This window comes from Thioclava sp. UBA3469, assembly GCF_002378135.1.
In the GTDB taxonomy this organism is placed as follows: Bacteria; Pseudomonadota; Alphaproteobacteria; order Rhodobacterales; family Rhodobacteraceae; genus Thioclava; species Thioclava sediminum.
In genome coordinates this window covers 1-10625 of sequence record NZ_DFRG01000129.1, presented here as the reverse complement: position 1 = coordinate 10625, position 10625 = coordinate 1, and the positions used below count along the sequence as shown (strand labels likewise).

The window sequence follows — 10625 nt, the reverse complement described above, 5'->3', positions numbered from 1 at the left end:
GAGACCAAGCGCAAGATCATCGGCAAGCTCTTCATCGACGTGTTCCAGAAATATGCGGGTGAGATCGAGGATGCGAGCTTCCTCGCGCAGGGCACGCTTTATCCCGATGTCATTGAATCGGTGAGCTTCTCGGGCGGTCCCTCGGTTACCATCAAGTCGCACCACAATGTGGGCGGTCTCCCCGAGAAGATGGGCCTCAAGCTGGTCGAGCCGCTGCGCGAGCTGTTCAAGGACGAGGTCCGCGCGCTCGGTCACGAGCTGGGTCTGCCGGCGTCGTTCATTGGCCGCCACCCCTTCCCCGGCCCCGGCCTCGCGATCCGCTGCCCCGGCGAGATCACCCGCGACAAGCTGGAGATCCTGCGCAAGGCCGACGCGGTCTATATCGACCAGATCCGCAAGCACGGGCTTTATGACGAGATCTGGCAGGCCTTCGTCGCGATCCTGCCGGTGCGCACAGTTGGCGTGATGGGCGACGGGCGGACCTATGATTACGCCTGCGCCTTGCGCGCGGTGACCTCGGTCGACGGCATGACGGCGGATTACTACCCGTTCAGCCACGAGTTCCTCGGCGAGACCGCGACGCGGATCATCAACGAGGTGAAGGGCATCAACCGGGTGACCTACGACATCACCTCGAAGCCCCCCGGCACGATCGAATGGGAATGAGTTTCAGGCCCGCGTCCGAAAGGCGCGGGCCTTTTCTTTTGGGGAGACAAAGATGGCCGTCAAACTGACCGGGCGCCTGATCTGCGCCGATGCCGCCGAGGTGGGAATTGTCCGCGTTCACCTGCCCGAGCATATCGCGCTGACCCATGCCGAGCCGGGATGCGAGATGTTCGAAGTCAGGCAAGGAGCCGATCCGCTGGTCTTCACCGTCACGGAACGCTTCACCGACCGGGCCGCGTTCGAGGCGCATCAGGCGCGGACGAAGGCCTCGGAATGGGGCCGCGCGACCCAGGGGATCGCGCGGGACTATCAGATCGAGGAAGACTGAGCGGTTACAGGAAGGCGTCGGGCACTTCGGCCTTCTTGCGCGCGACGTAAGCCGCCAGCGCCTCGGCGACGCTCGGGTCCATCGCGGGCTGCTGATACTCGCTGAGCATCTTCTCCACCCGCTTCGTCGCCAGCGCCATCGTGTCGGGCGCGCCCTGCTCTTCCCAGGTCTCGAAGGGACGGTAATCGAGCAGTTTCGTGCGCCAGAACGCATCCTTGAAGTTCGCCTGCGTATGGGCGCAGCCGAGATAGTGACCGCCGGGCCCCACTTCGCGGATCGCATCCATCGCCTGACCGTTCTCCGAGATATCGACGCCTTTTGCGAGGCTGTGCAGGATGCCCAGCTGATCGGCATCCATCACGAATTTCTCGTAGGACGAGACCAGACCGCCCTCCAGCCAGCCGCAGCCATGCAGCATGAAGTTCACACCCGCATAGAGCCCGTTATTGAGCGTATTCGCGGTCTCGTAAGCGGCCTGCGCATCGGGCAGTTTCGACCCGGTGAAGCCGCCCGCCGAGCGATACGGCAGGTTCAGACGCCGCGCGAGTTGACCTGCGCCCAGCGTAATCAGCGAGGCTTCGGGCGTGCCGAAAGTGGGCGCGCCCGAGTTCATGTCGATCGAGGTGACAAACGCCCCGAAGATCACCGGCGCACCGGGACGGAGCAGCTGGGAATAAGCCACGCCTGCCAGCACTTCGGCCAGCACCTGCGTCAGCGTGCCCGCGACCGAGACCGGCGCCATCGCGCCACCGACGATGAAGGGCGAGATGATGCAAGCCTGATTGGCCTTCGCATAGACCTCAAGCGCCCCCATCATCGTGGAGTCGAAGGTCAGCGGCGAGTTGATGTTGATGAGCGAGGTCATCACCGTGTTGTTGTCGACGAACTCGTCACCGAAGAGGATCTTCGACATCTCGACGCTGTCGGCGGCGCGCGAGGGTTCGGTGACCGAGCCCATATAGGGCTTGTCGCTCAGCGTCATATGCGCGTGGAGCATGTCGAAATGGCGCTTGTTCACCGCCACGTCGGTCGGCTCGCAGACGGTGCCGCCCGAATGGTGGACCCATTTCGACATGTAGCCGAGTTTCACGAAGTTCCGGAAATCCTCGATCGTCGCGTAGCGGCGGCCACCCTGGCTGTCACGCACGAAGGGAGGGCCGTAGACCGGGGCGATGACGAGGTTGCGCCCGCCGATCTCGACATTGCGCTCGGGGTTGCGGGCGTGCTGGGTGAATTGCGACGGCGCGGTCGCGCAAAGCTTGCGGGCAAGGCCGCGCGGGATGCGCACGCGCTCGCCTTCGATCGAGGCTCCCGCCTCGCGCCAGCGTTCCAGCGCTTCGGGGTTCTCGACGAAGTTGACGCCGATCTCTTCGAGCACGGTTTCCGCGTTATGCTCGATGATCTCGAGGGCTTCCTCGTTCAGGATTTCCATGTCGGGAATGTTGCGCGTGATGAAGCGCGAGAACTCCACCTTCACGGCCGTGCGTTCGGCCCGACGGGCTGCCCCGCCACCACCGCGCGCGCGACGCCCTACACGTTCACCCAGTTCCGAATCGGCCATGATTGCCTCCGCCCGTTTATCTCGCCTCAAACTAACGGGCAGAGGGATACGCGATGGCCTGTTTGCGTCCGTCAGCGGTAGAGAAGCGACTGACCGTCCGCGAAGATATGCACCTTGGACGGATCGGCGCCGAGAGAAATCTCGGTATAGCGACGGTCGTGATGGATGCCGGGCAGTTTCGCAATGATCGGGTCGTGACCGCCTTCGGCCTCGAAATACAGAAGCGTCACTTCGCCCAGAGCTTCGACGATATCGACGCGACCGGTGTAGATCGCCGCGTCCTCGGTGGGCACGAAATCCTCGGGGCGCACCCCGATTTTCACGCGCCGCGACAGGTCCTCGGGACGCGTCGAGATGGTGGAGCGTGCGATGCCGCCGCCATCGAGTTTCACCGTGGTCATCTCGCCCGTCTCGGTGATCTCGCCCGACAGCAGGTTCATTGCGGGAGAGCCGATGAACTGCGCGACGAACTCGTTGCGCGGCTGCTCATAAAGCTCCAGCGGTGTGCCGACCTGCGCGATCCCCTTATTCGCCAGCACGACGATCCGGGTCGCGAGCGTCATCGCCTCGACCTGATCGTGGGTGACGTAGATCATCGTGCGATCGGGCATCGCCTCTTTCAGTTGTGCGATCTCGATCCGGGTAGCGACGCGCAAGGCCGCATCGAGGTTCGAGAGCGGTTCGTCGAAGAGATAGACCTTCGGGTCGCGCACGATGGCGCGCCCGATGGCGACCCGCTGCCGCTGACCACCCGAGAGCGCCTTGGGCAAACGATCGAGATAGTCGGTCAGTTGCAGCATATCCGCCGCCTTCTCGACGGCGGCGTTGATCTCTTCCTTCGACTGTTTCGCGATCTTCAGGGCGAAGGCCATGTTGTCGCGCACTGTCATATGCGGATAGAGCGCGTAGGACTGGAAGACCATCGCGATGCCGCGGTTCGAGGGCGGCACGTCATTCATCCGCACCCCGTCGATCTCGAGCGTGCCGCCCGTGATCTTCTCGAGCCCCGCGATCATCCGCAGAAGCGTCGATTTCCCGCAGCCCGAGGGCCCCACGAAGACGATCAACTCACCTGCTTTGATGTCGAGGTTGATGTTCTCGAGAACCGACACCTCGCCATAGCTCTTCGCGACGTTTTCCAGTTTGAGTTCGGCCATAGTCTCCCCCTCAGGCCTCGTGTTCGTCGAGGCGCAGAATGCTCGGCTGCCATGGGCCGAGATGCAAAGTGTGATCTGGCATCGGTCGGATCGAGCCCAGCTCGCCCCCGACCGTCACCCAGTTGCCCGGCGGAACGGTGGCGTTCACCGGATGATCGGACAGGTTGAAATAGCACAGGATCGTCTCCTCCTCGTTCCTGCGCGTGAAGACCAGCAGATCGCCGGAACAGTACATGTCCTCCATCGCGCCGGTCCGGAGCACGTCGTGATTGCGACGGAAGCCAATCGCGCGGCGGTAATGGTGCAGCAGCGAAGCCGGATCGTGCTCGGCCACATCGGTGGCGATGTTCTGGTGCGTGGTGGGCACAGGCAGCCACGGGCGCGCCTGCGAGAAGCCCGCATACGCAGCATCGCGTTCCCAGACCATCGGCGTGCGGCAGCCATCGCGGCCTTTGAATTCCGGCCAGAATTCCTTGCCGTAAGGGTCCTGCAGGTCTTCGTAGGACAGCTCCGCCTCGGGCAGACCCAGCTCCTCGCCCTGATAGAGGCAGAGCGAGCCGCGCAGGCACATCATCAGCGAAGTATAGAGGCGCGCCGAGGCCGGCGTCAGCTGCCAGCGCGTGATATGGCGTTCCACGTCGTGGTTCGAATAGGCCCAGCAGACCCAGCCGTCCTTGGCGACCGCATCGACCTTGTCGAAGACGGATTTGAAATAGCTCGCCTTGAGCGGTTCATGCCCGGAGAGCAGCTCGAACGCGTAGGACATCTGCATCTTGTCCGCGCCTGAGGTGTATTCGCCGAGAATCTCCAGCCCACGCTGGCTGTCGCCCACCTCGCCCACGGCGGCGGCGTTGTAATTATTCATCAAGGTCCGCAGCTTGCGCAGGAAGCGCAGGTTCTCGGGGTTGTTCTTGTCGTAGATGTGGCGCTGGTGATTGTAGGGGTTCACCTTGGGCGCGGTCTGGTCGTTCCGCTCTTCCGGCGGCAGCGGCGGGTTATCGCGCAGCTCGTCGTCATGCATGTAGAAGTTGATCGTATCGAGGCGGAAGCCATCGACGCCGCGCTCCAGCCAGAACTGCGCGACATTGAGCAATTCCTGGGTCACTTCCGGGTTGTGGAAGTTCAGATCGGGCTGCTCCACGAGGAAGTTGTGCATGTAATACTGCTCGCGCCGGCTGTCCCAATGCCAGCCCGGGCCGCCGAAGATCGACAGCCAGTTATTGGGCGGCGTGCCGTCGGGCTTGGGATCGGCCCAGACATACCAGTCGGCTTTCGGGTTGTCTCGGCTGGACCGGCTTTCCTGGAACCACGGGTGCTGATCGGAAGTATGGCTCAGCACCAGATCGATCATCACCTTCAGACCCAGCGCATGGGCGGTCGCGATCACCTGATCGAAATCGGCGAGGCTGCCGAACATCGGATCGACGTCGGTGTAATCGCTGACGTCATAGCCGAAATCCTTCATCGGCGAGGTGAAGAAGGGGGAGATCCAGACCGCATCCGCCCCGAGGCTCGCGACATGCGGCAGGCGCCTCACGATCCCGAGAAGGTCGCCGATGCCATCGCCATTGCTGTCCTGAAAGCTGCGCGGATAGATCTGGTAGATCACGGCCCCGCGCCACCAGTCTTCTTTCTTTGTAAGGGTTTTCATCAACCACCTTTAACCGAACCCGCCAGCAGACCGCGGACGAGATATTTCTGCATAGCGAAGAACACCAGAAGCGGCACGGCGATGGAGATGAAGGCGGCGGACGCCAGAATGCCCCAGTCGCCGCCGCGCGACCCCAGAAGGTCGTCGGCGATCTTCACAGTCATCACCTTCGAGGCGTCGTTCGCCGGAAGGAAGACCTTCGCGACAAGTAGGTCATTCCAGACCCAGAGGAATTGGAAGATTGCAAAAGAAGCAAGCGCCGGGAATGACAAAGGCAGCACGATTTTCATGAAGATCTGGAAATCGGTCGCCCCATCGACCTTCGCGCTCTCAATGATGTCGCGCGGAAGACCGACCATGTAGTTGCGCAACAGGTAGATCGCGAGCGGCAGGCCGAACCCGGTATGGGCCAGCCATATCCCGAGGAAGCTCTGTCCGATGCCGATCTCCTGATGGAGCCGCAGGAGCGGCACCAGCGCCAATTGCAGCGGCACGACCAGAAGGCCCACGACCGCCGCGATCAAGAGGCCCCGGCCCGGAAACTCCATCCAGGCCAGCGCATAGGCCGCGAAGGCCGCCACGAGGATCGGGATGATCGTCGCCGGGATCGTCACCGTCAGCGTGTTCATGAAGGCCTGCCCCATGCCGTCGGAGAACAGCACGTTGCGGTAATTGGCCAGCGTGAAGGCGGGAGGCATCTCGGCCACGAAATAGACCCGCGGGCCCGAACCGTCGAAGCTCGTCTTCGACGTCGCCTTGTAGGTGCCGTCCTCGGCGACGCTCAGCGTGCCGCCATCGCCGGTATCGACCGTCTCGCCCGCCTTGTAGGCGCCCGGCTTGATGCCCGAGGTGCCGAAGGCGGTGATCGTCGTGCCGGATTTCAGGTCATTCGCGTTCTGCCCGTTATTGAGCAGATCGCCCTCGAGCACGTAGAGCCCGTCGACCTGTTTCTCGCCGTCGGCCGGGATGCGGTCGCGGAAAGCTTTCTCCACCGAGAAGGCCGCGTCCCACCAGCCCGACTGGCTGATCTGGTCGGTCGTGCGGAAGGAACTGACCAGAAGCCCCACCGTCGGCACCAGCCACAGCACTACCATGAAGACGACCGAGAGTTGCACCGCCCAAGTCAGGCGCGATTTCTGTCCTGCGATAGCGGCCATCAGCGCGTCTCCCTACGGGCTTGAATGATGTTCCAGATCATCACCGGCAGCACGATGATCATGATGACGAAGGCCACCGCCGTCGCGCGCCCGTCATCGCGGAACATGTATTGCATCATGTAGCTGGGCAGGATCTGCGTGCCGAAATTCCCGCCGGTCGTTGCGTAGACGATGTCGAAGACCTTCAGCACGAGGATCGTGATCGTGGTCCAGACCACGACGATCGTCGGCATGATCTGCGGCACCTTGATCTTGAAGAACAGCTGGAACGGGTTGGCCCCGTCGAGCACCGCGGCCTCGATCGTCTCCTCGGGGATGCCGCGCAGCGCGGCCGAGAGGATCACCATCGCGAAGCCGGTCTGGATCCAGATCAGGATCACCATCAGGAAGAAGTTGTTCCAGAACGGCACCTGAAGCGGGTCGAGCGGCTGCATGTGGAAGGCCACGCGGATCGCGTTGATCATCCCGATATCGGGGTTCACGGCATAGACGAATTTCCAGATCAGCGAGGCGCCCACGAAGGAGATCGCCATCGGCATGAAGATCAGCGATTTCGCGATATTCCCCCATTTGATGCGGTCGGTGAGCTGCGCTGCCAGCAGACCGAGGAAGGTCGCGAGCGCGGGCACCACCAGCACCCAGAGGAAGTTGTTGAACACGGCCTGACGGAAGCTCGGATCCATCGCGAGCCGTTCGTAATTGCCAAGGCCGACGAACGTGCCGCCGTCGCGGTTGAACAGCGAGCGCCAGAACGAGCCGACCACCGGGTAGGCCAGATAGAGGCCAAGCGCGAAAATCGCCGGGAACAGGAACAGCCAGGGGCGGACCATGTTCGCGCGGTTGATGTTGCGCCCCGGGTCTTTGCCGCTCGGCGGGAAGATGACTTTGTCGAGGACGATATTCGCGGCGTAGAAATAGGCGACACAGCCGCCCACCCCAAGCGCGATCGTAATCAGACCCTGCAAGATCGGTGACATCTGGCCCCTCCCCGAACCGGCGTGAAAAGATGCGAACGCCCCCGGAGAACGGCTCCGGGGGCGCAGGCGTTACTTACTTCTGGATGCTGTCCCAGCGCTTCTGAACCGCGTCTGCGGCCTCTTGCGCGGTCTCGTCGCCGGTGGTGTAGGCGACCATCGCCTTCCAGAACGCATCCGTGCCGATCTCGCCCGGCATCTGGTCCGACCCGTCGAAGCGGAAGGTCGTGGCGTCCAGCAGGATCGAGTTCATGTGACGCTGCACGTCATTGGCGAAGGCCGCCGGGTTGACGTTCTTGTTCGGAGTCAGGAAGCCCGATTGCGCCATCCAGATTTCCGAGGCGATCGGCGTCTCGAGGAACTTCACGAAGGCTTCGGCGGCCTTGGAGTCCTTGGTGATGCCGAACATCGTGCCGGCACCGAGAACCGGCTTGCCCAGATCCTTGCTTGCATAGGACGGGAAGTAGAAGAAGTTCACGTCCTGCCCCACCTTGGTCCCGTCGGGGAAGAAGGTCGGGATGAAGCTCGCCTGCTTGTGCATGTAGCATTTCGGCGGGAAGTCGAAGAGACCTTTCGGGCTGTCGCGGAAGTCGGTGGTGGCCACCGCCTGCTCGCCGCCTTCGGCGAAGCCGGGGGTCTTGGCAAACCAGCCGTAATCCTTGATCGCCTCGACGACCTTGGGATCGTTGAACTTCAGCTTGTTGGTGACCCAGTCGTCATAGGTCTCGGGCGACTGCGTGCGCAGCATGAAATCCTCGACCCAGTCGGTCGCGGGCCAGCCGGTCGCTGCCCCGGAGCCCAGACCGATGCACCACGGCGTGCCGCCATCGGCCTTGATCTGCTCGGTCAGCGCCTTGAGGTCCTCCATCGTCTCGGGAACCTTGTAGCCCGCTTCCTTGAAGTTCTCCGGCACATACCAGACGAGCGATTTCAGGTCCGCCTTGAAGGGGAAGGTGAAGGTATGGTTCTCGCCGTCCTTGCCCTTGTAGGTGGACAGATCCTCCCAGGACTTCCCGGCGGCGTAGTTGTTCTTGATCCAGTCACCCGTGCCATCGGGCATCGCCGTCAGGTAGCCCTGTTTGGCCATGTCGGAGGCGAGGCCCGGCTGCGGGAAGACCGCGATGTTCGGCGGCGTGCCAGCCTTCGCGGCGATCACGATATCCTGCTCGAAGCTTTCCGAACCGGAGTAGTTCACCTTGGCGCCGGTCGCGGCCGAGAAATAGGCCAGAACGCTCTCAAAAAGCGCCTTGTCGTTGCCCGTCCACGGGCCGGTGATCGTGAGCGTCTCGCCGCTCAGATCGGTGTCGTTCTTGAATTGATCGTAGCTCGCCCAGTCAAACTTGTCGGCATCGCTGCCCGGCGCGAATTTGAGATCCTGCGCGTGAGCGAGCCCCGCCGACAGCGCGAGCGCCGCGATCCCAAGCATCAGATGTTTGGTCATGAAATCCTCCCGGTGTGTCGCGCTTTTTGGCCCAAGGCGACTCGCCCGCCCAAAGCGCTTTGGACAGCTCCGACCGTTTCAGAGCCTCGCGAAGAAGTCAATTGTGCCTGCTCACGCTAAAATCAATTCCGCTTTATATCCTCATGACTTACCCAGAAGTTTATGCCGCATCGCAGCATATGCCGCGCCGCACGCGCATCATTGACGTCGATAGACGCGCACCCTACCCTCGCGATAATCCAAAGCGGTTTGGCTCATGAATCTCAAGACATTGGCACTCGAATTGGGGCTGTCGCCCACCACTGTGAGTCGCGCGCTCAACGGCTACCCGGAAGTCTCCGAGGCCACGCGGCGTCGGGTGCGCGAAGCGGCAGAGGCCGCCAATTATCATCCCAACACGCAGGCCAAGCGCCTCGCGACGGGCCGTGCGATGGCCATCGGCCACATCATTCCGATCTCGGACCGCCACGAGATCGTGAATCCGGTTTTCGCGGATTTCATCGCGGGTGCCGGTGAAGTCTATGCGCGTGCGGGTTACGATATGGTCATGACCATCGTGCCCGACGATTCCGAGGCCCGCGCCTATGCCGAGCTGCGCTCGAAAGGGAATGTGGACGGCGTGCTGATTCACGCACCTAAGGTCGAGGATCACCGCATCGCCATGCTCGACACGCTTGGGATGCCCTACGTTCTGCACGGGCGGGTCAGCGGATCGGATTCCGCCTTCAGCTGGGTCGATGTGAACAACAAGCGCGCCTTCGAGCGGGCGACGAATTTCCTGCTCGATCTGGGGCATCGCCGGATCGCGCTGATCAACGGCATCGGTGAGATGGATTTCGCCCGCAGGCGCCGGCGCGGCTATGAGGCGGCGCTCAAGGCGCGTGATATGGCCATCGACCCGGCCCTGATCGTCGAGGGCGAGATGACCGAGGCGCAGGGCCATGATGCGGCACGCGAGATGCTGCAATGGCCCAACCCGCCCACCGCCTTCCTGACCGCTTCGCTGCTCTCCGCGATGGGCGCGCGGCGCGGCATCGAAGAGGCCGGGTTGGTGATGGGGCGCGATGTCTCGATCGTGACCCATGACGACGAGCTGGGTTACTTGAGAAACGGCACGGCGGAAGAGCCGATCTTCACCGCGACGCGCTCCTCCGTGCGCGAGGCGGGACGACGTTGCGCGGCGCTCCTGATCGAGCAGATCGAGAGCGGCGACCGCAGCCCGCGCCATGAATTGATGGAGGCGGTTCTGGTCGTCGGCCAGTCCACCGGTCCGGTCCCCACCCAATGAGGCGCGCTGCGCCCGAGTTGAAACCAATTGTATATACAGGATGAAGATGCTCCCGAAACGCTCTGATTTTCCTGCCGATTTCCAATTCGGCGTCGCCACCTCCTCTTATCAGATCGAGGGTCATTCCTTCGGCGGTGCGGGCCCGACCCATTGGGACACTTTCGCTGCCACGCCGGGCAATGTCGTGCGCGCCGAGAACGGTGCGATCGCCTGCGATCACTATCACCGCTGGGAAGAGGACCTCGACCTGATCGCCAATGCAGGCTTCGACATCTACCGCTTCTCGACCTCCTGGGCGCGGGTGATGCCGGAGGGGCGTGGCCCGGTAAACCGCGAGGGTCTGGATTTCTACGACCGGCTGGTCGATGGAATGCTGGAGCGCGGGCTGAAACCCGCGCTCAC

9 protein-coding genes and 1 pseudogene are annotated in these 10625 nt (G+C 62.8%); 4 read left to right on the top strand and 6 right to left on the bottom strand.

Features of this window, described 5'->3' with window-relative positions:
- Both B3D39_RS10365 and B3D39_RS10360 read left to right on the top strand, forming a co-directional pair.
- Window positions 1-666, top strand: a pseudogene (locus tag B3D39_RS10365) (GMP synthase (glutamine-hydrolyzing)); the annotation flags it as partial.
- A 52-nt stretch (window positions 667-718) separates the two neighbouring features.
- Window positions 719-994, top strand: coding sequence for a putative quinol monooxygenase (locus B3D39_RS10360; RefSeq protein ID WP_078520621.1), 276 nt, complete (start codon window positions 719-721; stop codon window positions 992-994).
- A 4-nt stretch (window positions 995-998) separates the two neighbouring features.
- On the opposite strand, the gene B3D39_RS10355 is transcribed toward B3D39_RS10360, so the two are convergent.
- The 6 genes from B3D39_RS10355 to B3D39_RS10330 form a co-directional block, all read right to left on the bottom strand.
- Entirely contained in the window at window positions 999-2555 is a 1557-nt protein-coding gene (locus tag B3D39_RS10355) for a trimethylamine methyltransferase family protein (RefSeq protein WP_274963179.1), read from the bottom strand.
- A 71-nt stretch (window positions 2556-2626) separates the two neighbouring features.
- Entirely contained in the window at window positions 2627-3712 is a 1086-nt protein-coding gene (locus tag B3D39_RS10350) for an ABC transporter ATP-binding protein (protein ID WP_274963180.1), read from the bottom strand.
- 10 nt (window positions 3713-3722) lie between these two features.
- Window positions 3723-5363 carry an alpha-glucosidase gene (locus B3D39_RS10345; RefSeq protein ID WP_274963181.1) on the bottom strand — a complete coding sequence of 547 codons (1641 nt, stop codon included), beginning with the start codon at window positions 5361-5363 and terminating at the stop codon, window positions 3723-3725.
- A complete protein-coding gene (locus B3D39_RS10340; RefSeq protein ID WP_078601472.1) occupies window positions 5363-6520 on the bottom strand; it encodes a carbohydrate ABC transporter permease in 1158 nt (385 codons plus the stop codon). The genes B3D39_RS10345 and B3D39_RS10340 overlap by 1 nt, the downstream gene beginning before the upstream one ends.
- Window positions 6520-7497, bottom strand: a complete 978-nt coding sequence (locus B3D39_RS10335) for a carbohydrate ABC transporter permease (RefSeq protein ID WP_078520616.1) — start codon at window positions 7495-7497, stop codon at window positions 6520-6522. The genes B3D39_RS10340 and B3D39_RS10335 overlap by 1 nt, the downstream gene beginning before the upstream one ends.
- Before the next feature lie 73 nt (window positions 7498-7570).
- Window positions 7571-8935 carry an ABC transporter substrate-binding protein gene (locus tag B3D39_RS10330; RefSeq protein ID WP_078520615.1) on the bottom strand — a complete coding sequence of 455 codons (1365 nt, stop codon included), beginning with the start codon at window positions 8933-8935 and terminating at the stop codon, window positions 7571-7573.
- 256 nt (window positions 8936-9191) lie between these two features.
- On the opposite strand from B3D39_RS10330, the gene B3D39_RS10325 reads away from it, so the two are divergent.
- Window positions 9192-10223, top strand: coding sequence for a LacI family DNA-binding transcriptional regulator (locus tag B3D39_RS10325; protein WP_274963182.1), 1032 nt, complete (start codon window positions 9192-9194; stop codon window positions 10221-10223).
- A 46-nt stretch (window positions 10224-10269) separates the two neighbouring features.
- Window positions 10270-10625, top strand: a 356-nt coding sequence (locus tag B3D39_RS10320) for a family 1 glycosylhydrolase (RefSeq protein ID WP_286789662.1), incomplete at its 3' end; no start/stop codon positions are given.